Annotated in this window: 24 protein-coding genes and 1 pseudogene; 24 read left to right on the forward strand and 1 reads right to left on the reverse strand. The window is 54.4% G+C overall.

Annotation, left to right across the window (positions count from 1 at the left end):
- The first annotated feature begins 80 nt into the window (after positions 1-80).
- The 23 genes from RIN69_RS22755 to repA all read left to right on the forward strand — a co-directional run bounded on the left by RIN69_RS22755 (position 81) and on the right by repA (position 26,357).
- Positions 81-332: a TraR/DksA C4-type zinc finger protein gene (locus RIN69_RS22755; protein ID WP_313857984.1), complete on the forward strand. Its 252-nt coding sequence runs from the start codon at positions 81-83 to the stop codon at positions 330-332.
- Positions 308-523, forward strand: coding sequence for a Clp protease (locus tag RIN69_RS22760; RefSeq protein ID WP_313857985.1), 216 nt, complete (start codon positions 308-310; stop codon positions 521-523). Before RIN69_RS22755 ends, RIN69_RS22760 begins: the two co-directional genes overlap by 25 nt.
- A gap of 5 nt (positions 524-528) precedes the next feature.
- Complete coding sequence (locus tag RIN69_RS22765; protein ID WP_313858015.1) at positions 529-972, forward strand: hypothetical protein; 444 nt, start codon at positions 529-531, stop codon at positions 970-972.
- A gap of 17 nt (positions 973-989) precedes the next feature.
- Positions 990-1,604 (forward strand): type IV conjugative transfer system lipoprotein TraV, encoded by a 615-nt coding sequence (traV, locus tag RIN69_RS22770; RefSeq protein WP_313857986.1) that lies wholly within the window; start codon positions 990-992, stop codon positions 1,602-1,604.
- Positions 1,605-1,613: 9 nt separating this feature from the next.
- Positions 1,614-4,205, forward strand: coding sequence for a type IV secretion system protein TraC (gene traC, locus RIN69_RS22775; RefSeq protein ID WP_313857988.1), 2,592 nt, complete (start codon positions 1,614-1,616; stop codon positions 4,203-4,205).
- Complete coding sequence (gene trbI, locus RIN69_RS22780; RefSeq protein WP_313857989.1) at positions 4,202-4,636, forward strand: type-F conjugative transfer system protein TrbI; 435 nt, start codon at positions 4,202-4,204, stop codon at positions 4,634-4,636. Before traC ends, trbI begins: the two co-directional genes overlap by 4 nt.
- Positions 4,636-5,274 (forward strand): type-F conjugative transfer system protein TraW, encoded by a 639-nt coding sequence (gene traW, locus RIN69_RS22785; protein WP_313857990.1) that lies wholly within the window; start codon positions 4,636-4,638, stop codon positions 5,272-5,274. Before trbI ends, traW begins: the two co-directional genes overlap by 1 nt.
- Positions 5,267-6,268: a conjugal transfer pilus assembly protein TraU gene (gene traU / locus RIN69_RS22790; protein ID WP_088545127.1), complete on the forward strand. Its 1,002-nt coding sequence runs from the start codon at positions 5,267-5,269 to the stop codon at positions 6,266-6,268. The genes traW and traU overlap by 8 nt, the downstream gene beginning before the upstream one ends.
- 10 nt (positions 6,269-6,278) lie before the next feature.
- Positions 6,279-6,899, forward strand: a complete 621-nt coding sequence (gene trbC / locus RIN69_RS22795; protein WP_390902562.1) for a type-F conjugative transfer system pilin assembly protein TrbC — start codon at positions 6,279-6,281, stop codon at positions 6,897-6,899.
- Positions 6,896-8,725, forward strand: a complete 1,830-nt coding sequence (gene traN, locus RIN69_RS22800) for a type-F conjugative transfer system mating-pair stabilization protein TraN (RefSeq protein ID WP_313857991.1) — start codon at positions 6,896-6,898, stop codon at positions 8,723-8,725. Before trbC ends, traN begins: the two co-directional genes overlap by 4 nt.
- Positions 8,722-9,501 carry a type-F conjugative transfer system pilin assembly protein TraF gene (gene traF, locus RIN69_RS22805; protein WP_313857992.1) on the forward strand — a complete coding sequence of 260 codons (780 nt, stop codon included), beginning with the start codon at positions 8,722-8,724 and terminating at the stop codon, positions 9,499-9,501. The genes traN and traF overlap by 4 nt, the downstream gene beginning before the upstream one ends.
- Positions 9,502-9,524: 23 nt before the next feature.
- Entirely contained in the window at positions 9,525-10,136 is a 612-nt protein-coding gene (trbB, locus tag RIN69_RS22810) for a type-F conjugative transfer system pilin assembly thiol-disulfide isomerase TrbB (RefSeq protein WP_313857994.1), read from the forward strand.
- Positions 10,136-11,497 carry a conjugal transfer pilus assembly protein TraH gene (traH, locus tag RIN69_RS22815; RefSeq protein ID WP_079896870.1) on the forward strand — a complete coding sequence of 454 codons (1,362 nt, stop codon included), beginning with the start codon at positions 10,136-10,138 and terminating at the stop codon, positions 11,495-11,497. Before trbB ends, traH begins: the two co-directional genes overlap by 1 nt.
- Before the next feature lies 1 nt (position 11,498).
- Positions 11,499-14,396 carry a conjugal transfer mating-pair stabilization protein TraG gene (gene traG, locus RIN69_RS22820; RefSeq protein ID WP_313857996.1) on the forward strand — a complete coding sequence of 966 codons (2,898 nt, stop codon included), beginning with the start codon at positions 11,499-11,501 and terminating at the stop codon, positions 14,394-14,396.
- An 11-nt stretch (positions 14,397-14,407) separates the two neighbouring features.
- Complete coding sequence (locus RIN69_RS22825; protein ID WP_313857997.1) at positions 14,408-14,968, forward strand: protein traS; 561 nt, start codon at positions 14,408-14,410, stop codon at positions 14,966-14,968.
- Positions 14,969-15,155: 187 nt separating this feature from the next.
- Positions 15,156-15,893: a conjugal transfer complement resistance protein TraT gene (traT, locus tag RIN69_RS22830; protein ID WP_313857999.1), complete on the forward strand. Its 738-nt coding sequence runs from the start codon at positions 15,156-15,158 to the stop codon at positions 15,891-15,893.
- Positions 15,894-16,035: 142 nt separating this feature from the next.
- The gene (gene traD / locus RIN69_RS22835) at positions 16,036-18,285 is read left to right on the forward strand and encodes a type IV conjugative transfer system coupling protein TraD (protein ID WP_313858000.1); all 2,250 of its coding nucleotides are present in this window, start codon (positions 16,036-16,038) and stop codon (positions 18,283-18,285) included.
- Positions 18,285-23,582, forward strand: coding sequence for a conjugative transfer relaxase/helicase TraI (gene traI, locus RIN69_RS22840; protein ID WP_313858001.1), 5,298 nt, complete (start codon positions 18,285-18,287; stop codon positions 23,580-23,582). The genes traD and traI overlap by 1 nt, the downstream gene beginning before the upstream one ends.
- An 18-nt stretch (positions 23,583-23,600) precedes the next feature.
- On the forward strand, positions 23,601-24,167 hold the full coding sequence (locus tag RIN69_RS22845) for a DUF2726 domain-containing protein (protein WP_079896911.1): 567 nt from the start codon (positions 23,601-23,603) through the stop codon (positions 24,165-24,167).
- Positions 24,164-24,895, forward strand: a complete 732-nt coding sequence (gene traX, locus RIN69_RS22850) for a type-F conjugative transfer system pilin acetylase TraX (RefSeq protein WP_313858003.1) — start codon at positions 24,164-24,166, stop codon at positions 24,893-24,895. The genes RIN69_RS22845 and traX overlap by 4 nt, the downstream gene beginning before the upstream one ends.
- Positions 24,896-24,936: 41 nt before the next feature.
- Positions 24,937-25,278 (forward strand): hypothetical protein, encoded by a 342-nt coding sequence (locus RIN69_RS22855; protein ID WP_313858004.1) that lies wholly within the window; start codon positions 24,937-24,939, stop codon positions 25,276-25,278.
- Positions 25,279-25,426: 148 nt separating this feature from the next.
- The gene (locus RIN69_RS22860; RefSeq protein ID WP_313858005.1) at positions 25,427-25,990 is read left to right on the forward strand and encodes a phospholipase D family nuclease; all 564 of its coding nucleotides are present in this window, start codon (positions 25,427-25,429) and stop codon (positions 25,988-25,990) included.
- 130 nt (positions 25,991-26,120) lie between these two features.
- Positions 26,121-26,357 (forward strand): replication regulatory protein RepA, encoded by a 237-nt coding sequence (gene repA, locus RIN69_RS22865; RefSeq protein WP_313858006.1) that lies wholly within the window; start codon positions 26,121-26,123, stop codon positions 26,355-26,357.
- Between the two features lie 50 nt (positions 26,358-26,407).
- On the opposite strand, the pseudogene RIN69_RS22870 reads toward repA, so the two are convergent.
- A pseudogene (locus tag RIN69_RS22870) lies at positions 26,408-26,515 on the reverse strand (replication protein RepA).
- Between the two features lie 85 nt (positions 26,516-26,600).
- Between RIN69_RS22870 and tap the strand changes: the two are divergent.
- A partial coding sequence (gene tap / locus RIN69_RS22875; RefSeq protein ID WP_196551582.1) for a RepA leader peptide Tap occupies positions 26,601-26,670 on the forward strand: 70 nt, incomplete at its 3' end.

Here is a 26,670-nt window from a genome sequence, read left to right on the forward strand (position 1 = left end):
AATCCGGAATAGTTAGTGCCCTGGAAGACGAGAAAGGGATGGGCGGTAGCGTGTCCGGGCAGCATACACAGGAAAGAGCGATGGCAGACGTACTGGACCAGTTACAGGAGCAGGAAGACCAGATTAACAGGCTGCACATTCAGGCGGTCAGGCAACAGTTGAGCGTTAAAGGTGAAAGCCTTACCCGGTGTGAATGTTGTGGAAACCGTATTCAGGAACGGCGTCAGAAAGCGATACCCGGCGTGCGTACCTGCACTGAGTGTCAGCGGGTACTGGAAATTCGGGAAAAAATTATCAGAGGTGAACGATGGGAAGCAGAAAAGCCAATGTGATGGGCGTGGGGAAAACTGGCAGCGGTAAAACCATGACACTCAGTCAGGTCACTCAGTTTTTCCTGGCGAAGTCTGACGTAAGCCAGCTCAAAGAAAGATATTCCGGTAATGACGGAGAGAGGATAGCGGAGGCTATCCGTAAGAACTGCAACATCTGGTATCCACTGAAACCAGGGGATGAAGGTCAATAAAAGTGATGGATGCTTCTTTATTACTTCTGGGAGATTTCAGCGACCTGACCAGGCCGGAGTTAATTGCCCGGGCTAAACACCTGGATATCCTCCGGGCTCGGGTGGCGTATACCCATGATAATTTTTCGCCCAGGCAGCTAAGGGCTTTTGCCCTGGCCACCCTGATGTTGTTCATGAGCTACGTGTTAACGGATTCCATCCTTTTCAGTGGCGTAGCCAGCCTGATAACTCTCATAGGGGTACTGCGTTATTCCCGTTTACCCATGGCATGGCACACGCAACTGAAAGACGGTATTTCCCGGATCGAGAGTCTTCGAAGTTCGCCGCTTCGTCTGATAGATGAAGCCAATGCCCATTATGACTGGCATTACGCCTCTTATTGTCTGGCTGCTGAAATCCAGCTTATTTACTCAGCGCTTTCGCAGCCAGCCAGACCCTTCAGCGCATAATTTTTCAGGAAACAGCGATGAAAAAAATCACACTTTTGCTGGCAGGCAGTGCCCTGCTGTTATCCGGTTGTGCAGGTGTCAAAAGCAGTTTCGACTGCGATGCCACAACGTCTGATACCTGTATGACCATGACGAAGGCTAATCAACTGGCCCGGGACAAGGCGGCAAAACAGGCGGGAAAGCCGGCTGCGGGCGGACTGCCTTCCCTGGTTAATCTTCCTGCCGCCTCTGCGGCGGCGGTTCCGTCAGCATCCCGTACCGTCGTCAATGTCCCTTCCGGTGCGCGGGTAACCAGCAACAGACCCGCAGTATCAGCTGGCACCGCAACAGGTATAAGCACGAACGCCGCAGCGTCAACACTGACGCCACGTCCGGTTGCCGGAACGCCGGTCACAACCACTCCGTCATCAGTGGCTTACCGTCCGATCGGCTCCGTGGTTACACCGGCACCGTCATGTCAGAGCGTGCGCTGTGACCATCCTGGATCGGTGCATCCACAACGCAGCCAGGATCAGATAGCCACGGTCTGGATTGCACCTTGGGTAGACAGCGATAACGCCTTTCATCAGCCCGGTCGGGTGTCCTTTGTGGTCAGCCCTGCCGACTGGGTTCTTCCGTCCCGGGTAAATTAAGGAGTTCGGGTGAAAAAGTTTCTGAACGTACTGGAAAATCTGCAGAACGCCTTCCGGATGCCGGATGGCGCGTCGGAGATGACGCGCAATCTGGCCAGCCTGGACTTCCCGCAGCTGACCAGCGTCCTGCCGTACCGTGACTATGACCGTGACAGTGGGCTGTTTGTGAACCGCAGTACGGTGGGCTTTCTGCTACGTGCAGAGCCCCTTATCGGCGCTAACGAACAGATTGTGTATGTGCTGGAAGATCTCATCAAAAGCAAGCTGCCGCGTAAGACGCCAATATCATTCCACCTGGTGTCCAGCAAGCTGATCGGTGATCAGCTTGACCGGGGCCTGTCTGAGTTCCGCTGGCAGGGAAAGCATGCTGACAAATTTAACCGTATAACCAGGGCATATTATCAGCGCGCGGCGCAGCAGCAGTTCAACAGCCCGACCGGTCTGCCGCTGACCCTGCGTGACTACCGCCTGTATATCTCCTACTGCGTGAAGGCGAAGAAGCGGACGGCTGCCGTGAGGACGGAAGTCGCTCATACCCTGAAAGTGCTGCGTTCCTCTCTGGATGCGGCAAAAATTTACACGCAGGCGGCCGATGACCAGGAGCTAGCCACGCTGGTTCACGGGATGCTGAATGCCCGTCATGATCAGCTGTACCCGGATGAGGTTCGTGTCGGCAAATTTGATGAGCTGCATCAGCGCTGTGTTGACCAGCGTATCGGTATCGATGTGCGTCCGGATGATGTCCTTATCAGCCTTGCCGACCGTCAGGGCAGAGTGACCTCCACGCGGGCCATGAACTTCATGCTGGAGAACAACCCGGATATGTTCATGCTATGGATGGGCGGCGATAACCTGTCCAACCTGCTCAGCCCCGACCTGACAATCGCCAGTCCGTTCGTCATCACGATGGTGATGGAGGCCGAAGACCAGGTGGCGACGCAGGGGGAAGCCACGCGCAAGTACCTCGACCGGGAGAAAAAAGCGAACTCTCCCTATGCCACTCTTTTCCCTGGCGTGGCCAAACAGGCTAAAGAGTGGAAGGAGATCCGCGAACATCTCAACAGTAACCAGACCTGTATAGTCCGCTATTACTATAACGTCACCACGTTCTGTCCGGATACGGATGAGGATGCGCTGGTCTGCGAACAGCAGGTCATTAATACTTTCAAGAAGAACGGCATAGACCTGTTTTCCCCGACTTATATGCAGTTCCGTAACTGGATAGCGATGATCCCCTTCATTCATGCGGAAGGACTCTGGGAAGACATCAAAATGGGCGGAGCCACCTGCCGGGCGGAGAGTATCCAGGCCGTGAATCTGCTGCCGGTGGTGGCCGACAACCGGCTGTGTCAGGGGGGATTGTTGACGCCGTCCTACCGCAATCAGCTAGCGTTCCTCGATATCTACGGGGACGGGATGGGCAACACCAACTACAACATGGCGGTCACCGGCACATCAGGTGCAGGTAAGACCGGTCTGGTACAGCCTATCCTGCGCAGCGTGCTGGACTCCGGCGGTATCGCCTGGGTGTTTGATATGGGGGATGGCTACAAATCGTTCTGCGAGAACGTGGGTGGTACATACCTTGACGGCAAGTCGCTCAAATTCAATCCGTTTGCCAACATTTCCAATATCAATGAGTCCGGGGAACGTATCCGTGATCAGCTGGCGGTGCTGGCAAGCCCGAACGGCACGCTGGATGAAGTTCACCACAGTCTGCTGCTGCGTGGGGTTCAGGAGGCCTGGGAAGCGCACAGGGAAAAGGCCCGAATTGACCACGTAGTCCAGAAGCTGACGGCCATCCGTGAGGATGATAAATACCAGAACTCGCCGGGTATTACCAACCGGCTGGATGAAATTATCGAACTGCTCGGTAAGTACTGCTCCTGGGGAATTTACGGCGAATACTTTAACAGTGACGAGCCGTCACTGACCGATGACGCCCGCTTTATCGTCTTGGAGCTGGGGGGCCTGCAGGACAAGCCTGACCTGCTGGTTGCGGTGATGTTTTCCCTCATCATCTACATCGAAGACAAAATGTACCGCACGCCGCGCAGCCTGAAGAAATGTTGCACCATTGACGAAGGCTGGAAGCTGCTCAACTTTAAAAATGAGAAGGTCGGTCAGTTCATTGAAACCGGCTACCGTACGGTTCGCCGCCACCGTGGCGCGTTCATCACCATCAGTCAGAACATCAAAGACTTTGACGCCGATGATGCCTCCGGCGCGGCCAAAGCGGCCTGGGGTAACTCTGCCTTCAAGGTTGTCCTCAAACAGGATGCGTCTGAGTTTAAACAGTACAACCAGAACCGTCCCAACCAGTTCAGCGAGCTGGAGCGCAGTGTTATCAGCAAGTTCGGTGATGCCAAAGACCAGTGGTTCTCTTCCTTTATGCTGCGCATCAATGATACCTGCAGTTTCCATCGTCTCTTTGTCGATCCGCTGAGTCGCGCGATGTTCAGTTCAAAGGGTGATGACTTCGAATTTATCCGCCAGTGCCGGGAACAGAACATGGATATCCATGACGCCGTATACCAGCTGGCACAACGTAACTTCCCTGATGAGATGCGCGAACTGGAAGCGCTTGCGGAGGCCGCATGAAAACGGAACAACAGGTTAACGACACGCAATCAAAACCCACAACTGCCAGAAAGGCACTGACTCAACGTGAACGCCAGAGGCGCCGCTGTCTGCATAGCCTGCTGCTGGTTGCCGCCACCATCCTGTGTATTAACGCTGCCGTCACGTCGTTGCTGATTAGCTGGCGTACGCCAACTGTGGTGTCATTTGATATGAAAAAAACGCTGGATCAGTTCACTGAACAGGCTGGCGCTCAGTCACTGGATGAGCCTCAGACTAAGGCACTTACCGAACGATTTATGACCAACCTTAATGCGGAGCTGCAGGACTGGCAGGTCCGTCATGATGCACTGATCCTGGTTACGCCCGCAGTGGTCAGCGGGGCGGGCGATATCACTGATGAGATTCAGACAGGGGTGGCACACCGAATGGCGGCGGGAGGCGGCAACTGATGAAAAAAGGGCTGCTGGCGCTGTTGCTGATTTCCGGCGTAGCACAGGCAAAAAATCTGGGGACATGGGGGGAAATGTACCCCATTGCTGAGCAGGACATGCTTACTACCATCCAGACACGCCTGAAGGCAATGGAGGCCAGTGGTGAAATGGCCCGGGAGCAGGAAGTATTCAAACAGCGTGTTATTGAAAACACTCTACGCCCTAAACCGGTTGAAGGACTGACGCTGGCGCAGGAGAACACCATGCACTATATCGATCCGTCGCTGACGGTTAGTGAAGATCTGAAAGACCATCAGGGGCGGGTGTTCGCCCGTAAAGGGCAGGTGATTAACCCGCTGGATACCGTCCCGTTCACCGACACGCTCTATTTTATTGATGCAGATAATCCGCAACAACTGTCCTGGATGAAAGCGCAGAAACCCGGAACATTGACTTACCGCGTCATTCTGGTCAACGGCGATATCCGTGAGGCGACCAAAGCCCTGGACACGCGGATTTATTTTGACCAGGACGGCACGCTAAGCAGGAAGTTTGAACTGAAGGCTATCCCTGCCCGGGTGACGCTCTCAGAAGACCGACGCCGTCTTCGGGTAGATACTTTTGCCCTCCCTGGTCCAGGAGAAGCCCATGAATAGGTCACTTATTTTGTTACTCATGGCTTTTGCTTTCAGCTGGTCGTCAGTGAGCAAGGCTGCCACTACCAGCGCTTCCGTTGAGTGCGAGGGGCGTTTTGTAAACCCGATCACCGATGTCTGCTGGGAGTGCATTTTCCCGGTAACCATTGGCAATGTGCCCGTCGCAAAGGGACGTCAGCCGGATACGCCGAATCCTGGCATGCCCATCCAGTTTTGTCCTATGGGAATTTTTTACCGTGTGGGGCTGGCCATAGGCTACTGGGAGCCTATGGCGCTGACTGATGTTACCCGTTCCCCTTACTGCATGGTGAATCTGGGCGGGTTCAATATCAACGTGGGTAATGTCGGTACCGGGACTGGCGGGCAGGAGAACAGGGCCAACCCCGGCGCGTTCTACCATGTTCACTGGTACAAATATCCGCTGACGTACTGGCTCAATATCATCACGTCAATGGGCTGTCTTCAGGGAGGAGACATGGACATTGGATATCTGTCTGAACTTGATCCGATGTGGGACAGCAGCTCTCTCAGCATGATTATCCAGCCTGAAGCCATTCTGTTCGGTAACGTGATTGCGCAGGCGGCCTGTGCGGCTGATGCCGCCGCAAGTCTGGTGCATATGCCGCTGGACCCCCTGTTCTGGTGTGCCGGTAGCCAGGGAAGTATGTACCCCTTTAATGGCTGGGTATCGAATGAATTCAGCCCGATGCAGACCTCGCTGCTTCTCAGTGAACGTATGGCATTCAAGCTGCACCGGCAGGGCATGATCATGAACTCCGTTGGGGCTGATACGGCGGTTTGCTTTGAATATCCATCTCCCATCATTCCGAAAAGCCGCTGGCGTTATCACTTGGTCAATAAATATCCTGATGCAGGGCAATGTCATCCGCTGGGCCGCAGCGTGACACGCTGGGAAACCGGCAAAAACATGCCTAATGACCGTCGAAATTTCGGGTATCTCTTCTGGCGTAAACGCAACTGCGTTTTCCTGTAAGGAGCACAGTATGTTTGTGAACAAGGTATTGATTTTCCTGCTCGCTCTGTTGACCACAGGGCTGGCTCAGGCAACTGAACACACGGAAAACCGTCAGTTTATCAAGGAACAGCTCAGACTGGATCGTCAGCGATTTCAGTCTCTGCAAACTCCTGATTTCCTGAAGCAGGCACGTCCGGTAGCACCGCAGGATCAGTCATTTCTCGACGCTCAGGCACAGCAATTCCGGCAATCCATGCAGCCCGGTGAGCGCCCCGTTGATGCTGCTCTGGTTTTTGTTTCATTCTCAATGCCCCCTGATGAACTGAAACAGCGCGTTCAGGACGCGGCAGCACTCAATATTCCGGTGGTTATCCGGGGGATGGTTAACGGCGACATGCGGGCCACAGCGAATGCTGTCGCTGGTCTGGTAAAAGAGAGCAATACCGGAGGCGTGCAGATAGACCCAACCACCTTTCGTAAGTACAACATTACCGCCGTACCGGTACTGATCGTCGCCTGCGGAAATCAGGGCGATAACGTTGACCGCCTTCAGGGTGATCTCACGCTGCATCAGGCGCTGAAGCGCGTGGCAGAAGAGGGGGACTGTGCGCAGACCGCGAAAAGCCTGCTGGGCGAGGAGGCTGAATGAAAAGGATACTCCCTTTACTGGTTGCTACGGCATCGGTCTTTATGGTGCAACCGCTCATCGCTAACGAGCAGTTTAATCAGGGTATGCAGCAGGGGAAAGCGAACAAAGGGCAGGGTGCTGATGCCATTCAGGGATTTAAGCCCGCTGAAGTCATCCCGGGCTACACGACATCCCCCTCTGAAAGCGGATACTACGGTGGGGTGACCTCGTCGGGTGTGGATATGACATCCCCAGGTTCTGCAGCGTTAAACAGTTCTGAGGCCGGGAAAACTATTACGGAATCCATTCTTAATACTCCTGCAAACAACAAACCATCGCTTGATGCACCGTTTATTTCCGAGGGACTGGATATGCAGGCGAAAGCGGAAACCATTACAGGCGGCGGTTTTGACGGATGTGTGGACCAGCCTGCGAGTTTTACCGAAATCACCACACATCAGTGTCTGCGGGACACGAAAATTGAGCAGTACTGCACCCGCACCGCGACTATTGTCGGCGACTGGAAGGAAACCACAGAGGTTAAAACCTATACCCTTACCGCCTTTAATTTCAGCCGTTCCGGAAAGCAGATTGTGTTCAGCGTGGCAGCCCCTGAAGCCGGCATCATCCACAGTGCAAGCCTGAACGTGACCACCCAAAATTATCTCTGGAATTCCCGGGCCAGCTTTATGAATACCACGTTCAATCTGACCTGGAATGACACCATTGCACTGGGAGGCGCGACAGGGATGGTGCTGACCAAAGGACAGACTCTCAGCGGGACAAGCTGCAGCGGGAACGGCAGCTGTACCGGTACGCTGGATAACGTCATCTTTAACCAGTTCGTCGGGGGCAACTCTCGTTTCACGCTGACGCTGGTGATGCAGGTAAAAAGCAGGGAATGGGTGCCGCGGGTAGAGTGGTCAGAAAGCTGCCCGTTCAGCAAGTCTGAAGGCGCCATGACTGGTTCTCAGTGCGTGGAGCCGGGAGGCACCCGGTCCGTCGTTGTTGAGGGAAAAACCTACAGCATTCATCAGGACTGCTGGAAATGGCAAGACACCTACCTGACCCAGACCGAGACAGAAGGAACCTGCGGGGAGTATATGAAGGACTCCGCCTGTACGGTGACGCGCAGCCAGTGTGCAGATACCGTGGATGGTTTTTGTGTGAGTCAGCAGGTGACGTACTCCTGTGAACGGAAGAAAACGGGTAACGGGCAGATTTGCGGTGGTGAGTTTTTCTGTACGGACGGCAGCTGCGCGCAGGGCCAGACCGGAACCAGCAATATGTTTGGTCAGGCCGTCTCCGCGCTGGCCGCGGTCGCTGCTGCAGGCGAAGACGTGGCGGAACTGAACGGGGAGAACGTCAGAGCATTCACTGGCGAGGCCAAATCCTGCAAAAAGATGGCTGCGGGCTTCAATAACTGCTGCAAGGATTCCGGATGGGGCCAGGATGTGGGGCTGTCGAGTTGCAGCAGCGATGAGAAAGCGCTGGGCAAGGCTAAAGAGAAAAAGATGACGGTCTATGTCGGGGAATACTGCAGTAAAAAAGTCCTCGGCGTCTGCCTCGAGAAAAAGCGCGGCTACTGCCAGTTTGATTCAAAACTGGCCCGTATTGTCCAGGAGCAGGGACGTCGTGACCAACTGGGCGTTGGCTTCGGCAGCGGAAAGTCTCCGGACTGTCGTGGCATAACGGTGGATGAACTGCAACGCCTCGATTTTGGGGTGATGAACTTCAGTGATTTTTACAGTGATCTTGATGCTGGCAGTGAAATTCCGGAAGACCAGGCGTTGCTGAAAAAAGCGCAGGACATCATCGCCGAAAAAATGAAGGAGAACGCCCCATGAGATGTATTGCCGGTGCGCTTGCTCTGATGATGGCAGCAGCGCTGCATGCTGCTCCCGAGGATGTGCTGGCACCTGAGTATGCCCGGGAAGAGGGATGGCAGTGGTACAACCCCAATGCTGAAGAGGCCGAGCCCGAACCGGCGTCGCCGCCGACACTACGGGAACGTCTGGCTGGCATGACGCCATCAGAGCAGAAAAAGGTGCTCCAGCAGGCTACCCGTGAAGCGCTGGACACCGCCATTCTGTATCCCTCTGCGGAGAACTTCCGCCGTTTTATGACACTGCAAAACTTCTGGACTGACCGGGCAACGGACTTCACCCAGACGGCGAAACTGGCCAGGCTGAAATATCCGGAGCTGGATTACAACGTGAAGCGCAGCCATTACAACGGTACGGTGGAAGCCCGCCTGACTGAAGAGAAGAAGGTTCAGAGTGCGGTTATCAGCCAGGTGGCGCAGCGCTATGGCCTGTTCTTTTTCTACCGTGGCAACAATGCCGTCGACAACCTGATGGCCGGGGTGATACGGGCTTTCTGTGAAGATCGGGGGATCAACCTGATGGCCGTCAGTGTGGACGGTAAACTCAGTGACCAGCTGCCGCAAAGTCGCCCTGACAGCGGACAGGCTGAAAAAATGCGTGTCACCCACTTCCCGGCCACATTTCTGGTCGACCCGAAAACTCACCAGTGGCAACCCCTTGCATGGGGGTTTATGAGCCACGATGACCTGGATCGTCAGATGGTCAGCGTTCTTACCCACTTTGCACCTGACTACTGATAACACCTGTTTTGAGGTAACCCATGCTTATTACTGTATTGCGGACCGCCATCCTGATGGTGGCGATGCTGTCCGGCTGTCTGCAGGCTGGGACGCTGGATGATATTCGTGCTCTTGAAGCCGCAAAAACAGGCCGGAGCGCACCCGCGATGGATGCGCTCAGCCTGCCAGAAAACGGGGCGGCAACAACCACAGACCGTGCTGCTCAGAATACCTCACCCGTCTGGTATTCGTTGAGTGATAGCAGGAAAGTTAACCTGCAGGACTGGAAGGTGGTGCTATTCATGCAGTCGACCTGCCAGTACTGCCGCCAGTTTGCTCCTGTTCTTAAAGCCTTTTCTCAGCAAACCGGTCTTGACGTATTCCCCATCAGCCTTGACGGGAAGGGCGATGCCGAATTCCCGGATGTGCTTCCCGCCACGCCGGATGTGATGATGGAATATTTCCAGAGTGGCCTGCCGGTGGCCACGCCAACCACCTTTCTGACCAATGTCAATACGATGGAAACCTGGCCGCTGCTGCAGGGTGCCGCAGGGACTGGAGAATTCCGCGCCCGCCTCGATGAAGTACTCCGGATGGCGCTGGATCGTCAGGCCGGGAAAAGCATTCCACTCAACGCTCAGGGGCAACAATAATGCGACTGAAACCGCTCTGCCTGGCCTTTGCGCTGGGCCTGTACAGCGCAGGAACGGCACATGCTGCGCTGCAGGATGACATGAATTCCTTCTTTAATGACATGAGTTATGCCAGCAATACCACTTCGGCAAAAGCCTGGCAGGGACAGGCCGCACGTTATGTCTCCGGAGGCTCGTTTTATGCGCGCACTGGCAACAAGAACATTCAGCTGGTTTCTATTAGCCTGCCGTCCATTAACGCCGGGTGTGGCGGGATTGACGTGTATCTGGGGGCGTTCTCTTTCATAAACTCCGACCAGATTATGGCATTTGTGAAACAGACGATGGCTAATGCTGCGGGCTACTTCTTTGACCTTGCGCTGGAAACCACCGTACCGGAACTCAAGGCCGCTAAAGACTTTCTGCAGAAGATGGCTGCTGATATTAACCGGTTCAATATGTCCAGCTGTCAGGCGGCAAAGGCGATGGTCGACAGCGTGGCATCGCTGTGGGGCGAGAGTCAGCAGAACGTCTGCCAGTCTGTTGGCGGGCAGAAAAGTGTCTTCTCTGACTGGGTTGCCTCCCGCCAGGGGTGTACTTCAGGCGGCAAATACGGCTCCGTCGCTGACAAGGCCACCGGCGCGGAAAAGGACCAGGTACTGAAGGATATCAACCTGATGTGGGATGCGCTCGGCAACAGCTCGCTCAGCAGCAACGCAGAGCTGCGTCAGTTCGCCATGAGCATCAGTGGTTCGGTGATTTTCGGCAGCAACGGCGAATTGCGGGTTCTGTCTTCAATGGCATCGGACCGCAGCCTGCTGACAGCGATGATGAGCGGGGGGACGGCAAAGGTATACGTTTGCGATAACCAGAATAAATGCCTGTCCCCGACCCTGAATAACGTGACAATTTCCGCAGACAAATCCCTTATTAAGATGGTGCAGGACATGCTGACCAGCATCGAGAACAAGGCCATCACCGACACACCGCTGACGGAAAAAGAGAAGCAGTTCATCAACAGTACCTCCATCCCCATCCTCTCCTGGATTGTGGACCAGTCGTCACTGAGCGTCTCGCAGTCCCTGTTTGCTCAGCTGACGGATTACATCGCGGTCGATATTTATCTGCAGTATCTGGAAGCCGTGATGAAGGTGGTTAACGGATCGCTTGCCACCAAAGATTACCCGGGCGCCAACATGAAGGAGCTGAAAAATGGCCTGTCCGATGCCAGACAGGCCCTTAACTCGCTGCGTATGGAGGTACAGATTAAGGAGGATGCCCTTATCTCCGCGCAGCAGCAAATCCGCTTTATCCGCCAGCAGGTCTCCTCAAAGATGAGCGATCGTGTGCTGGGTAACTACCAGTTCAGCAGGGTGAATTGATATGGCCGTTGATACGATTTACACCGTTGCCGGCGGGGCGTGGTTTCAGGATACGCTCAATGGCGTGGCGGCATTTTTTAACAGCAGGGCCGGAGACTCACTGATTGCTATGGCCACTGCCGTATCGGTGATTGTCGGGGCGGCAACCTATATCCGGACACGCAATATTATGGACCTGGTCAAATGGGCCGGGTTTTATGTCCTGGTGATTGCCGTTCTGGTCGGGGACAAGCGGAACGTGCAGATTATTGACCTGTCTGAGCCTGCGGCCATCTATCAGGTTGATAATGTCCCGACCGGCCTTGCAGCCCCGGCCAGCCTGATCACTCGTATTGGTGCCGGAATGGCACAGGTTTACGATTTTGTGTTTGCCCGGCCGGACGCGCTGACTTACAGCAAAACCGGGATGCTGTTCGGCGCGCAGCTGGCGGCGGGGAGCAGTGATTTCCGGTTCTCTGAGCCGGAAATTCAGCGCATGTTCTCTGATTACGTCCACAACTGCGTGGTGGGTGACATTATGCTGAACAACAAGTACAGCATTGGCGACCTGATGAATTCTACAGACCCATATGCGCTGATATTCAGTAAACCCAGCCCGCTGCGTGGCCTGTATGACAAAAACCGCAATTTTCTGACCTGCGAGCAGGCCACAACCAAAATAAACACTGATTCGAGTGATATCAGTGGACGGAATATGTTCCCGTTTCTCCAGCAGGTGCTTAACCGGATGCACGGTTTCACGAACCAGGTCTTTGGTCCGACAAACGGTGCCAGTACGGCACTGTTCACCGAAATGCTGGGCGACAGCTATAACTATTTTCACGGCAATTCCATGACCTCCACCGAAATCATCCGCAAGAACGTGGTGATGAATGGCCTGCGCAGTGGTCTGGAGAGTTTTTCAGCGCAGAATGGCGATACGGCCGGACTGGTGAACACTGCCACGCAGACATCGATGGCAAAAATGCGTCTGTCGCAGGCGACCAGTGCGTCCATTGCCGCCAACACGCTGCCTGTGATGCACAGCGTTTTGCTGGGCATGACAATGGCACTGTTCCCGGTGCTGATTGTTCTGGCCGTGGTGAGTTCCCTGTCCTGGACCATTATCAAAGGCTACATCTACACCATTGCTTATCTGCAGATGTGGCCCATTCTGTTCTCCATCCTGAACCATGCGATGAATTTCTACCTGCAGGGCAAACTCAACGGGACGGCGGTGACGCTGGCCACGTTTGACCAGGTACAGAATACCTATTCCGATATTGGCACCACAGCCGGCTGGCTGGCGCTGTCCATCCCGTTTATCGCATGGGGTATGGTTAAAGGTTTAGGGCAGGTGGTATCGCAGGCGGGGAACTATCTGGGACAGACCCTGCAGTCAGCCTCCACACAGTCGTCTTCGCAGGCGATTGACGGTAACTGGTCCTATAACAATATGACGACGGGGAATGTACAGGGTAATAAGTGGGATACCAACTACAGCCATCGTGAAGGCCATATGACGAACCAGCTTGAGAGCGGGGCGACGAAAACCCTGACTTCGTCAGGTCAGCAGGTGTTCAATAATGCTGAGTCCATATCAAAACTGCCGGTGGATATCATGCTGGGTAAAACGGCGACAAGCAGTTGGCAGAAACAGCAACGCGATGCTATCAGCGAGGCTCAAAGCCTGAGCAACAGCTTGTCTCAGACCTCAAGCCTGGCGACATCGCAGTTAAACCAGTGGAGTCAGCAGCGTGGTAACAGCGATACCACTGTTTCGGGTACAGACACGTCGACTAACAGCAATCTGACCAAAGCACTGAACACCATTCAGTCTATTGGTTCCCGCTATGCCCGCGATGAAAATACCACTCTGGCGGAAGGTATTCGGGCAGCGGCAACTAAAAGTCAGGATATGAGTGCCGGAGCAGGCGGAAGTGCTCAGATTTCTTTCGATTCCGATCGACAAGTTCTGGGTAAAGTTGCTGGACTGGCTACCGGGATGAAAGTCTCAGGAGAGGGGCATCTGAAGGCAGAGTATACCGGCAGGAGTGGTTCTTCGCATGGTACCAGTTCCGATTTGACCCATCAGGGTGGAACAAGCAAAGGTTTCAGTGCGCAGGAACTGAAGGATTTCCGCGACGCAATGGACGTTGTGACGTCTACCCGCGTGACGGACAGCGGCAGCCATACCGACAATGCATCATCATCCCTTGCTAACCAACTGTCTTCAACATTCTCCAGTTTGCAAAGCCAGGCATCGCAGTTTAACGATGCGATTACCCGTAGTCATGAATACTCTCAGCTGGCCAGCTATGCAGAAAATAACAGTGCCAATATTAACCAGAACTACTCTCAGGAGTTTGTCGGTTATGTCACCAGTAAGCGCCCGGGTGAAGCTGATAAACTATTGTCGGATGCAGCCAGCCCTGAGGTGCGTGCAGAACGAGACAGGATGGTCCAGGAATTTGTGGAAGATCGCATGAAACCACAATTGCTGCAGGAATTTGAACAAAATAAAGGACGAACCGGTGACGGAATCGGCGGTGTCGGCGCATCATCAGGTCACGTAGACCTTCAGGCGGAATACGCTCAGCAGCAGGGCAGCATGAATGCACTGGCCAGTGCGAATGGAGTGAAACAAGGTAATGAGGTTGGTGCTGATGTACAACATCGCCGCAATAGTGCTGAATCTCAGATCGATAATGATAAAAATTCCGTGAACTCATCCGGTAATTCTGCCAGGACGGATTACAATCGCTTGCAGAATGAACATGAACAGGGTAATAAAAACTTTAATGAAGCTAAGATCGCGGAAGAAAAAAGGCAAAGTGATAAGATTGGAGACAATAGCATTGGAAGGAATGATTTGAACAGAATCAAGGATGAATTGCAGGATAAGTTTAATAAAGAGTAAGAGAGGGAAAGATGAAGCGCTCAGAACTGGAAAAGGATGCTGCATATGTTCTTGATGAGCTTAAGAATCGAGACTATGAGATTCCATCTAATAGCCAGATTCTAAAAGTTATTTTCAGTAAGTTAGTTATTGTTTACGCTATCCAGCTATTTTTTATTGCTACTGATGTGTTTATAAATGCTGGGCGAGTGGAATATCATTATTTTGATACATTGGTGATAGCTCTTGGTTCAAATGTTTTTTTTAGTCTTGTTTTTTTAATGTCATCCTATAATTTTGTCTGCATGAGAATTGCATTAGGCTACGAGATAAGAAATCGGTCGGTTTTAATTGGGTTAATTGAGAAAAAGATCCACTTCTATAGTGTTTTTCTCCTGTTCACAAATTCCATAGTTGGAGTGATTTTACTGTGGGTTGGAGAGAGTTTTGTCTCAGGTCTGGGGTTTTCATGGTTTGTGACATTTATTATAAGTGCTCTATTTTTACAGGGTTCATTATCCCGATATATGACACCTGCGGTGGTGAGTAGTTTGTCAAAAGTGAAAGAACTGCTCTCCGCAACCCCCAAATAAGCCATATCTTCAGGGCTTTGCTAATGAGTAAATGACCCTGCGTTCAAAACTTCAGCATAACCTTATGATTGATATGGTTATGCTTCTGCCTGTACATCATTCATACCACACTCTGAGAGTGTGGTGATGATAGTGGTTCTTCTGGGCATGATAGATATCATGCAACTTATATGGAAATGAGAAAAATATGAAACAAAGCATTAAGTTGATGGCAATGACTGCCGTATTATCCTCCACCCTGATCTTGTCTGGTTGTGGAGCGATGAGCACAGCGATAAAGAAACGTAATCTCGAAGTGAAGACTCAGATGAGTGAAACAATCTGGCTTGAGCCTTCTTCACAGAAAACAGTGTTCCTGCAGATCAAGAATACCTCTGATAAAGACATGTCTGGCCTGCAAGCCAAAGTCGCTAAAGCTGTTCAGGAGAAAGGCTACACCGTCACCTCATCACCGGAAAACGCACATTACTGGATTCAGGCGAATATCCTTAAAGCGGATAAAATGGACCTGCGTACCGCCCAGGGGTTCCTGAACCAGGGCTATGAAGGGGCGATAGCGGGTGCCGCATTAGGTGCGGGGATTACCGGTTATAACTCCAGTTCTGCCGGCGCAACATTAGGTGTTGGCCTGGCGGCTGGTCTGGTGGGAATGGCCGCTGACGCGATGGTGGAAGATATCAACTATACGATGGTGACGGATATTCAGATTTCTGAAAAAACAAACGCCAGCGTGCAGACCGATAATGTCGCTGCTCTGAAACAGGGCACTTCTGGTTATAAAGTACAGACCAGTACACAAACTGGTAATCAGCATAAATACCAAACCCGCGTTGTGTCTTCTGCTAATAAAGTAAACCTGAAATTTGAAGAGGCGAAGCCGGTGCTTGAGGAACAGCTTGCAAAATCTGTAGCTAATATTCTCTGAAATACTAGGATGGTTATTCAATCACCCTTATTCCTGGCTTGTCTGTTGCAAATAACACACTCCAATATTCTTTGGCTCCATAAACTAATCGTCTGAAGAATTTTATTTTGCTTTTACGATCAGTCTGTCTATGGGAAATATAATGAGCCTGAACCCTCGCGACTTAACGCAGGGCGGTCAGGTCGCTTTCATGCGCCTGAAAATGTTCCTGCAAATAAATAACCTGATTTCTTATTACGTTATTATGGGGGCGATTTTATTTGGCATCGCCGTCCTGCTTATGCGAATGAGTATTCAGAATCTGACCAACGGCATTATTTACTGGTTTGTTCGAGTAATGTCGCCCTTTACTGAAAAAATGGTCAGTCAGCCCGTCTATACCATCCGTTATTACGAACATAACCTGCAGTACAGCGCCAGGCAGGTGTTGAGTGACAGTTACACCATGTACTGCGGCCAACTGCTGAAACAGGAACTGGTTATTGCAGGATGTGCCGCGCTGCTGATCGCCTTTCTGGCCACACTGGCCGTGTACTGGTATCTCGGGCGTGCTGGCCGTAAACAGAGTGAGGATGAAATTATCGGGGGCCGGGTACTCTGCGAATCGCCAAAAGAAGTTGCCCGGATGATGAAAAAACGCGGGGAAGCATCTGATATTCGTATTGATGACTTGCCGCTGAAGCTGGATTCTGAAATTCAGAATATGGCTATGCATGGCACGGTATCAACCGGTAAATCCACCCTAATGCGCAAGATTTTAAAACAGCTGCGTGACAGGGGCGATCTGGTCATTATCTATGACAAAGGCTGTACGTTCGTTGAGGACTTCTACGACGAGTCCCGGGATAAAGTACTTAATGCGCTGGATTCCCGTTGCCCAAATTGGGATTTGTGGGAGGAATGCCGCTCTATCGCCGAACTGGAGAATGCCAGTACGACCCTGATCCCGGCCAGTAGCGGTGAAGATCCTTTCTGGCAGGGCAGTGCGCGCACCATCTTCGCGGAAGGTGCTGAGCGCATGCGTAAGGACGAGGATCGCAGCTACAACAAATTCCTGCGTACACTTCTGGCCATAAAGCTGGACCAGCTGCGGGCTTTCCTGGCCGGTACGCCAGCCTCCACACTGGTTGACGGCAAGATTGAGAAAACAGCCATCTCTATCCGGAGCGTACTGACAAACTACGTTAAAGCTCTGCGCTACCTGCAGGGCATTGACCGTCCGGGGCGGGAGAAGTTTACCATCCGGGAATGGATGAAGGGCCAGACCGATAAATCGAAGAATGGCTGGCTTTTCATTACCTCCGATGAACAAAACCATGAGTCCCTCAAGCCGCTTATTTCATTGTGGCTCAGCATTGCCGCCACCAGTCTTCTCGCTATGGGGCCGAACCGGCAGCGGCGTGTCTGGTTCTTCTATGACGAACTGGCGTCGCTGCATAAATTGTCCTCATTACCGCGGATTATTTCAGAAGCTCGTAAATTTGGCGGTTGTTTTGTGCTGGGTTTTCAGAACATCGCCCAGATGGAAGAAATCTATGGTCCTAAAGCCGCAGCGGGACTGTTTGACCTGCTGAACACCAAATTCTTTTTTCGTTCCCCGAGTGCGGAAATTGCGCAGTTTGTAGAAAAAGATCTGGGTGAAACCCGTCGTAAAAAATTCAGTGAACAGACCAGCTTCGGCCATGAGCAGGTCCGTGACGGGATTTCTTTCGGCAAGGAGGAAGAGCGTGTCACGGTGGTGACCTATTCAGACATCCAGAAACTTAACGATCTGCAGTGTTATGTCACCCTGCCCGGTGACTATCCCGTTGTAAAACTCTCCATGAGCTATGAGGCAATGCCTAAAGTGGCAGATGCCCTGTTGCTGCGTGACGTACAGACGAGTCTCGATCAGACGCTTGAGGATGAAATTCGGCGCCGCGGTGAAGAAGAACGGCACAAGTTTGCCGGATTGTTCGAGGGAGAATCGTTAATTCAGGCTGTTCCGGGCGGTGCGTTTATACCGGAGGGTAATCTTTCGAATACCCCTCCCCCTTCTGCCGACCTGGTGGCTGCTGTTCTTGCGGAAGCGAACACGCCTCCTGCGACGTGGCCATTGCAGACAAAGGGTACTTCCGGCGATGCAGATACCGAAAACACGGCTTCCACTGCAGTTGCCGCTGAAGGTGGCTCAGCCTCGACCGGAGGGACTGAGCGTGATATCGAACAGGATTTACCACAGGATGTTCCCCCGGGCCTGAACAGCGACGGTGAGGTTGTGGATTTCGCAGCGTATGAGGCATGGGCTCAGACCTCACACCAGACTCGCGATATGACCCGCAGGGAAGAGGTCAACATCAACCATGCGACAGATAAAACGCATGACTTTGATGACGACAGGGAGGTGTTCTGATGCTTTCCATTTCTTCTATAAAGGGTGATTCGGCCTATTACAGTCATGAAGACAACTACTATGCCAGCGGTTCGCTGGAGTCTCGCTGGCTGGGAGATGGCGCGGAGAAACTGGGCCTGAAGGGCGAAGTCGCCAACGCCGATATGGATGCGATACGTCAGGGCAAACTTCCTGACGGCACCGATCTCTCCAGAATGGTCAATGGCGTGAATAAACACCGCAGTGGCTACGACCTGACCTTTTCAGCCCCCAAAAGTGTGTCGATGATGATCCTCATTGGTGGTGATACCCGCCTGCTTGATGCGTGGAACCGCAGTGTGGAAAACGGCATGAAAGAGGTTGAGAAGCTTATCAGTGCGCGCATCACGGACGGTGGAAAAACCGACACTGTTCTGACGGGAAACATGGTGGCCGCACTGTACAACCATGATACCTCCCGTGCTTTAGATCCGCAGATCCATACGCATGCGTTAGTGTTCAATACTACGTTTGCGGAAGACAAATGGCGGGCGCTGGCCAGCGATACACGTATGAAAACCGGATTCGGTGAAAATCTGTATGCGCTGCAGGTGGCGATCGGAAACCTCGTACTGCAACCCTTCAGACAGGAGGCGGAAAAACTCGGTTATGAAACGGTTGCAGCCGGTAAAAATGGTCTCTGGGAGCTGAAAGATGTTCCCGTTGCGCCGTTTTCGACCCGAAGTCAGGCTATCAGCGAAGCGGCAGGGCCGGATGCGTCCAAAAAATCCCGCGACGTTGCCGCACTTGATACCCGCCAGGCTAAAGCCTGGGCCGACCCGGACCTGCTGAAAGCTGAGTGGCGCCGGCGGCTGACCGATGAAAAATTCGATATCGATAACTACATCGGCCAGGCGCAGACGCGGGCGGAGCCACCAGGCTCTGCTGTCGGCGGTACAGAGGGTATTCGGGCTACAGGCCAGCCTGGTGGTGCGTCTTCCGCTCAGATTTCTGAGTCAGACGTGCAGAAAGCCGTCAGTGATACGATTTCGGCGTTGTCGGAGAAGAAGGTCCAGTTCACCTGGTCGGAGATGCTGGCCGGCACGGTCAGTCGTCTGCCCTCTGCAACTGGTCTTTTTGAGCAGGCCCGTGCCGGCATCGATGCCGCGATTGAAGAGCAGCGGCTTATCCCGCTTGACCGTGAAAAGGGCATTTTTACTTCCGATATTCACCTGCTGAACGAACTCAGCGTCCATCAGCTGGCGCGCACGGCCATTCAGGAGCAAACCGTACTTATCTTTCCTGAACGGGCACAGGAGCGCGAGATGCCGGCAGGTGATGCTGTCTCTGTGCTGACGCAGGATAAAAGCCCTGTGGCCATTCTCAGTGGTCGCGGAGGCGCGCAGACCCTGCGTGAGCGCACGGAGGACGTGGCCATGATGGCCCGCTCACAGGGCCGTGAGGTGATGGTGATTGCAGCCGACGGTCGTAGTGGCCAGTTTCTGTCAGAAAGCCCGCATCTGGCAGGCAATGTAATGCTGCGCTCGCAGATGAATGCAGACACCGTATTGCCGGTGCAGGGCACAGTTATCGTTGACCGGGCGGAGAGACTGTCGCTGAAAGAAACCGTGCTGCTGCAGGAAAAGGCGCTCAGCGCCGGTGCGCAGCTGATTTTTATGGATACGGAGAACCGACAGGGAACGGGGAATGCCCTGTCTGTGCTGAAAGAGGCGGATATCCCGCAGTACCGGTTTTACAGCACGCAGCTGCCGGAGGTGCGGCTGGTCAGCGAGGCGGACAAACGGAGCCGTTATGGCCAGCTGGCGCAGGAGTACGTGCGCCTGTCTGCTGAAGGGCGGGATGTCGTGGCCCAGGTGACCGGTGCCCGGGAACAGCAGCAGCTGACGGAGGTTATCAGGGATATACGGCGTGATGCGGGTGAGCTGGCCCGGGAGCAGGTGACACTCAGGGTACTGGAGCCGGTGTGGCTGGACAGCAAAACCCGTCATCAGCGCGATAACTACCGGCCCGGGATGGTGATGGAGCACTGGGACGCTGAGAAGAAAACGATGACACGGCACACCATTGACCGGGTGGCTGAGGCCACTAACAGCCTGGTGCTGCAGGGAGAAGACGGCAGTCGCCTGACCCTGAAGGTCACGCAGGTTGACGGCAGCTGGAGCCTGTACCGCAGCCGGACACTGGAAATTTCTGAAGGGGACCGCGTCAGGGCGCTGGGGCGTGAGCTGAAGGGAGCCATCAAAGCGAAAGAGCAGTTCACAGTGGCGGGGCTGGAAAATGGCGTGGTACGGCTGCGAAGCGGCGACCGGGAACTGCGCCTGCCCACTGAACGGGCCGTAAAGCTGGCTCATGACTATGTGGAAGGGACCGGGGCGGGTACCAGCGCGTCGCGCACGGTACTGGCCGCAGTCGGTCCGCGAGGCCTGAATAAACAGACCCTGAATGCGCTGGCGCAGAGTGGCAGCGACATCCGGATTTATACGCCGCTTGCGCCTGAGCAGGCTGCGCGCAAAGTGGAAAGCGTGTCCGCCGTGCGACTGGCCAGTGACCAGGTCCGTCAGTCGACCGGCGAGGCAAATCTGGATACCGCCATACAGGCCAGCCGTGAGCGTCTGATGTCGGATGCAGAGCAGGCCGTCAGTCTGGCCATCCCGCGCGCGCAGCAGGGACAGGTACACCTCAGTGAAATTGTCCTGCTGTCAGAAGCGGTAAAATCCGGCCAGCCGCTGGCTGATGTCCGGACTGAAATCGCCCGGCAGGTGAACAGCGGGGAGCTGATTCAGCTGGATTCGGTTTCCGGGGCGGGAAACAGGGTGCTTGTTCCGCGTGTGGCGTATGAGATGGAAAAGACCATCATCCGCCATATTGCTGAGGGTAAGGATGCTGTACTGCCACTGATGGCGCTGACGCCTGCCTCAGTGCTGGCCGGTCTGACGGCTGGCCAGCGGGAGGCCACACGGACGGTACTGGAGAACACCGACCGCTTTATGGCCATTCAGGGGTATGCCGGGGTGGGGAAAACCACCCAGTTCCGGGCGGTGATGGGTGCCCTGAAGACCCTGTCTGAATCCGTGCGGCCGCGGGTATTGGGCCTGGGACCCACGCACCGGGCCGTGCATGAGATGCGTGAGGCCGGGGTGGAGGCACGAACACTGGCCAGTTTTCTGAGTGAAACCCGGCTGACCATACAGGCCGGGGAAACACCGGACTTCCGCAATGTCCTGTTCCTGACCGATGAGAGCTCGATGGTGGGCAACCGTGATATGGCAGAGCTCTATCAGCTGGTTGCCGCAGGCGGCGGACGGATGGTCTCCAGCGGGGATACCGCGCAGCTGCAGGCCATCTCAACCGGTCTGCCGTTCCGCCTGGTGCAGCAGCGCAGTGCCATCGATACGGTGGTGATGCAGGAGATTGTCCGCCAGACCCCGGCGCTGCGCCCGGCGATTGAAAGCATCATCGCAGGTCAGGTTGATACATCACTGCGCCAGGTGGATGACGTCAGCCCGCAACAGGTCCCCCGTCAGGAAGGAGCTTGGGTGCCTGGGAATTCCGTCATGGAAATCCGTGCGCCGAAAAAGGACCAGGAGCAGGACTCTCCCGCCGTCGGCGAGCAGACACTGACTCCAGAGCAATTGTCACTGGTCCGGACCGACACCATTGAAGCCATCCGGGATGACTGGATGGGGCGCACCCCGGAGGCGCAGCAGCAGACACTGGTGGTGGCGGAACTCAACGCCGATCGTCATGCCATCAATGATGCCATTCATGCCGCCCGGCATGAGAAAGGCGATACAGGTGCTGAAGAACGCACGTTCACCGTCATGGAGCCGATCCGGGTGCCTGACAATGCCCTGCGTGCGGCTGAAACCTTTGCGGAGTATACCGGCGCCGTGGCCATGATGAACGAGCGCTACTGGACTGTAGCGGAGGTAGATACGCAGGACGCCGTGGTCACGTTGCGTAATGCTGACGGGGAGTCGGTGCTGATCTCTCCTCAGCAGAACACTGCACAGGACATTTCCCTCTTCACACCCCGCGATCTGACGATCAGTCAGGGGGACAGGGTGCGCTTTACCCGCTCGGACACCGACCGCGGCTATGTGGCCAACAGCCTGTGGGAGGTGGCCGGGTTCACTGACGACGGGGCCATCCGCTTCCGCCAGGGAGATCAGGAGAAAATTGTCGACCCGCAGGCCATGACGGAGGACCGTCATATTGACCTCGCCTATGCCCTGACGGTGTATGGCGTACAGGGGGCCAGTGAGCGCTTTGCCATTGCCCTGACCGGTACCGAAGGTGGCAGGAAAAGAATGGCGTCTCTGGAGTCCACTTATGTGACGCTGTCACGCGTAAAGGAGCATGTGCAGATTTATACCGACGATCTGGCTGGCTGGAGTGCCGATGCCCGGCACTCAAATGCCGGACAGACCGCCCACGACCTGCTGCACCAGAAAAGTGACCACGAATCCGACACCGGCAACCGATTGCTGGCCATCGCCTCACGGCTGGATAAAACGGCACTGGGCCGCCGTGTGCTGGCGGAAAACGGCCTTGAGGGCGAAACGATGGCCCGCTTCATTGCTGCCGGCAGGAAATACCCGACACCTTATGTAGCCCTGCCGGCGTGGACCCGTCACGGAAAAGAAGCCGGGGCACTCCTGACCGAAATCCGCATTGAGGATGACGGGATGCGCGTGATGCTCAGTGATGAGTCCCGGCTGCGTGGTGGGGAGGATGCACAGTTCGCCGGCCTGCAGGCCAGCCGTAACGGACAGACACTCATTGCTGATGATGCACAGACGGCGCTGCGCATGGCACAGGAGAACCCGGAGAGCGGGGTGGTGATACGCCTGCACGGTGAAGAACGGTTGCTCAATACAGCCCGCCTGACCGGAGGACGAATCACGGAGCCTGATAAGGTGGCACGGACAGTGCGCAGTGTGGCGGAGGTTGAATCGGCGGCGAAAGCGGAAGACCCCATTATGCTGCCTCCGGATGAGCAGCAGAAACTGGCAGAGGCACAGGAAAAAGCGGCCCGGGAGCTGGCGGAGCAGGCCCGGCAGGAACTGCTGCCGGCAGTGCCGGGTGAGGAGAGGACCAGACCAGAACCCCTGTTGTCTGCCGATGAAGAACGACGCCTGCCTGACGGTGCAGCACGGGGAGAACGTGAGCTGGATGAGGCTATTCAGGAAACGGTGGCGGACGGTCGGGGCATCCGCCAGCAGGTGCGCGAACAGATGCTGCGTACGGAGCGTGAGTGGGTGGTGAATGTACCGGAAAAAGATATTGAGCTGGAAAAAGCGCTCGGTGGGGACTGATTCAGGGAGGATATGTATATGGTTGCTGGAATAATCATCATTGCCATTTTGCTCGCCGGATTTGTGGTATTGCTCAGGCAGGCCGGTTCAGCCCGGCATCCACTTTTGCAGAGACTGCGTGAAAAAGGGATTCGGCCGGGCAGAACTGAACAGTTGCTTTGCCGCAGACCGTCATTCGTCAGTGCCGGTCAGCTGATGACGGAACGGGAGCAGCGTTTTCTGCGCCGGCTCGACAGGGTGACCGATACCCGCCAGTGGCGGTTGTGCCCGCAGGTTCGTGTGGCCGATATCGTCAGAGTGGCGCCCGATCGTAAGTCCGGGAGCCGTGAATGGTGGCAACTGTTCCGCCTGGTATCGCAGTGGCATTGCGATGTGGTTATCACGGACCGCACCGGGCGAATCATTGTGGCAGTGGAACTGGACGATCGTTCCCATCAGGCGCCGAAACGTCAGCGGCGTGACCTGCTGCTGGAAGAAGTGCTGAAACAGGCTGGTATCCCGCTGCTGCGTAGCGATGATGAGCAGCAACTGGCTGAGCACGTCAGGGTACACCTTTGCGCACAACGACCGGAGACTGCGGCATGAGTCCGGGTAAATCTGTTGCCCTGCATCCTTTCAGGCTGGTCCTGAATTTCTCCGCGCTACAGCGCGATGTCATCCGGATAATCGCGTTTATGGCAATGGTGGGAGACCACATCGCCACTGCCTTCCAGCTGGATATGCCCTTACTGAACATGGCCGGGCGTTGTGCATTCCCCCTGTTTGCGCTGGTCAGCGGCTGTAACATGGCAGGCAAAACCCTGCGTCAGCACAGCCTTAACCGCCTGTGGCTGATGGCTCTCCTGGCCCAGCCGGGTTACTGGCTGTCCTTCAGGGACGCCGGGCTCATGTGGTGGCAACTGAATATCCTGTTCGCTTTCGCTGTTGTGATGCAGGTGGCCCGCTTCCTGCAGGCGGCGACCGTGCTTAATGGCGTTGCGGCTTTCACGGCCCTGGTGGGGTATCTGCCGCTTAGCTCTGCCAGTTACGGTATACCCGGTCTGCTGATGCTCGCCGGCGCGCTCCTTATCTGGCAGGTCCGGGACTCACTGCGGCCAGCCCTGTTTGCTGTCTGGCTGTTGCTGGTCGCCCTGCTTAATGCCCGGCATGGTGAAGTGATGACGCTCTCCAGCGTACTGCTGACGTTGACTGTGCTGTTTTGCGTGCACGGGCTGGTACCGGCTCTCGGACGACGCCTGCAGGCCGGACGGTGGTTTGCACCAGCGTATGCCCTCCATCTGCTGTGTATTGGTTTTCTGGTCAGTGTTCTCTGACCTGTCTTTACTGTTGCTTCAATCAAACATAAGGAATTCACATGAAAAATAAGCAAATCGCTTTGTATGCGGTTATCTCCGGTTGCCTGTCATTAAGCGGGCCGACGTTTGCTTCGTCAAAAGGGCCTGTACTTATCCATTCAGAACTACCTGAACAGATTCTGGCTGAGCCTCCCGCGGTGCCGGAGCAGGTCACGACTAACGTGCTTCTGCGACAGATTCTGGCGAAGGTGATAAAGACAAATAGCCAGAAGGAAGATAAACGCTGTAGCGATGGTGAAAAGAACTATTCTCCGGGCTACATCATCAGCGTTGGCAATAAAACGCTGCGTTGTGATATTGCCAGGGATTACCCGCAATGGATCGAGGGGGACAAAGCTTGAGAGCGAAAACACTTCTGTCTGCTCCTGGTTTGTTCAACTAAACGGCCTGACACCTCCGCAGGGCGTCGTTGTCCAACCCCGGCAATCGGGGAAAAACGAGTTTCCCCCGATTCCGGCGTTTCTGAATACATCCAGCGAAGTAAATACCATGCAAACAATGCCTAAAAAACATATGTGCCGATGGCTTCTGCCCGGCCTGCTCGGTCTGGTTCTGTGCGCGCCAGTACCGAATACTTACGCTGCCACCGTTGAGGCAGGATTTTCTCTAGAAGGTACAGCTCTCCAGCTGGTTCTTAAGACAATTGAGACTGCGCAACAGGAAATCCGTCTGATGGGCTATTCCTTCACCTCTCCGGAGGTGGCCAGGGCACTTGTCAGGGCAAAACGTCGGGGTATCGATGTGGGCGTAGTTCTGGACTGGAAAGCTAATACCGGAAGGAACAACAACGCCAGTAAAGCAGCCATGAACCTTCTGGTTGGTGCTGGTATCCCGGTTCGTACAGTCAGTGCCTACAAAGCTCTCCATGACAAAGTGATCGTCGTTGATGGCCGCAACACCCAGGTCGGCTCATTTAACTTCAGCCGGGCTGCAGACCGTTCGAATTCGGAGAACGTGCTTGTCGTCTGGGATGACCCAGTCTTAGCCCGCAGCTACCTGAACCATTGGACATCCCGCTGGGCGCAGGGAACGGGCTGGAAACAGACGTACTGACATCCCAAAAAACGATCCTGAAACGTAAACCGTGCGCCAACACAGGTTACGTTCATAAAGTAAGTCGCTGATTTCAGGAATCTGTAGTATCCTCTGCAAAGATCCAGATTTGATCCTTGAGGAGGCAGAGATGTCGCAGCCTGGAAATGCAGTTTCCTCATCGAAAGAAAAACGTGCGTATCGCAAAGACCATCCGCTGAGTGCTTCTGAGCGACAACAAAGTTTTGTTGCGCGGAAACGTGAAACGCACAAAGAAATTAAGATCCTTGTGCCTAAAGAACTCAAGAGCAAATTTCAGGAAATGTGTGCAGAAAGCGGTCTGAGTCAGGCAGAACTGTTTAGCCGTTTAATCGACAAAGCCAGTTAAACTGGCGTTATGGGCTGACATTCTTGCTTGAGTGGGCTCGTAGTGCTAGATTACTGATCGTTTAAAGAATTTTGATGGCTGGCCACGCCGTAAGGTGGCAGGAAACTGGTTCTGATGAGGTGTCTACCCGGGACCAGAAAAGACAAAACCCCGATAATCTTTCAATGTTTGGCGACGAAGAAGATTACCGGGGCTTACCTAAACTGTATAGAAGCTGTTGCTCTATGCAGGGAGTATAGTTTTATGCTCAGAAAAGTTCAACACCTGTTTCTGCGCCATTTGCTCCTTCCGTGCAACATAAGTGCGGGCGGGT

Origin of the sequence: Winslowiella toletana (assembly GCF_032164335.1) — a bacterium.
Lineage (GTDB): Bacteria > Pseudomonadota > Gammaproteobacteria > Enterobacterales > Enterobacteriaceae > Erwinia > Erwinia toletana_A.

Bases quoted from the DNA above. Each gene is read 5' to 3' on its own strand.
- RIN69_RS22860 (WP_313858005.1), top strand. From the start codon at position 25,427: ATGCAAACAATGCCTAAAAAACATATGTGCCGATGGCTTCTGCCCGGC.
- RIN69_RS22760 (WP_313857985.1), top strand. From the start codon at position 308: ATGGGAAGCAGAAAAGCCAATGTGATGGGCGTGGGGAAAACTGGCAGC.
- traW (WP_313857990.1), top strand. From the start codon at position 4,636: ATGAAAAAAGGGCTGCTGGCGCTGTTGCTGATTTCCGGCGTAGCACAG.
- traF (WP_313857992.1), top strand. From the start codon at position 8,722: ATGAGATGTATTGCCGGTGCGCTTGCTCTGATGATGGCAGCAGCGCTG.
- RIN69_RS22855 (WP_313858004.1), top strand. From the start codon at position 24,937: ATGAAAAATAAGCAAATCGCTTTGTATGCGGTTATCTCCGGTTGCCTG.
- traU (WP_088545127.1), top strand. From the start codon at position 5,267: ATGAATAGGTCACTTATTTTGTTACTCATGGCTTTTGCTTTCAGCTGG.
- traT (WP_313857999.1), top strand. From the start codon at position 15,156: ATGAAACAAAGCATTAAGTTGATGGCAATGACTGCCGTATTATCCTCC.
- repA (WP_313858006.1), top strand. From the start codon at position 26,121: ATGTCGCAGCCTGGAAATGCAGTTTCCTCATCGAAAGAAAAACGTGCG.
- RIN69_RS22755 (WP_313857984.1), top strand. From the start codon at position 81: ATGGCAGACGTACTGGACCAGTTACAGGAGCAGGAAGACCAGATTAAC.
- traN (WP_313857991.1), top strand. From the start codon at position 6,896: ATGAAAAGGATACTCCCTTTACTGGTTGCTACGGCATCGGTCTTTATG.
- traI (WP_313858001.1), top strand. From the start codon at position 18,285: ATGCTTTCCATTTCTTCTATAAAGGGTGATTCGGCCTATTACAGTCAT.
- traG (WP_313857996.1), top strand. From the start codon at position 11,499: ATGGCCGTTGATACGATTTACACCGTTGCCGGCGGGGCGTGGTTTCAG.
- traD (WP_313858000.1), top strand. From the start codon at position 16,036: ATGAGCCTGAACCCTCGCGACTTAACGCAGGGCGGTCAGGTCGCTTTC.
- RIN69_RS22825 (WP_313857997.1), top strand. From the start codon at position 14,408: ATGAAGCGCTCAGAACTGGAAAAGGATGCTGCATATGTTCTTGATGAG.
- trbB (WP_313857994.1), top strand. From the start codon at position 9,525: ATGCTTATTACTGTATTGCGGACCGCCATCCTGATGGTGGCGATGCTG.
- traX (WP_313858003.1), top strand. From the start codon at position 24,164: ATGAGTCCGGGTAAATCTGTTGCCCTGCATCCTTTCAGGCTGGTCCTG.
- RIN69_RS22845 (WP_079896911.1), top strand. From the start codon at position 23,601: ATGGTTGCTGGAATAATCATCATTGCCATTTTGCTCGCCGGATTTGTG.
- trbI (WP_313857989.1), top strand. From the start codon at position 4,202: ATGAAAACGGAACAACAGGTTAACGACACGCAATCAAAACCCACAACT.
- traH (WP_079896870.1), top strand. From the start codon at position 10,136: ATGCGACTGAAACCGCTCTGCCTGGCCTTTGCGCTGGGCCTGTACAGC.
- traV (WP_313857986.1), top strand. From the start codon at position 990: ATGAAAAAAATCACACTTTTGCTGGCAGGCAGTGCCCTGCTGTTATCC.
- trbC (WP_390902562.1), top strand. From the start codon at position 6,279: ATGTTTGTGAACAAGGTATTGATTTTCCTGCTCGCTCTGTTGACCACA.
- RIN69_RS22765 (WP_313858015.1), top strand. From the start codon at position 529: ATGGATGCTTCTTTATTACTTCTGGGAGATTTCAGCGACCTGACCAGG.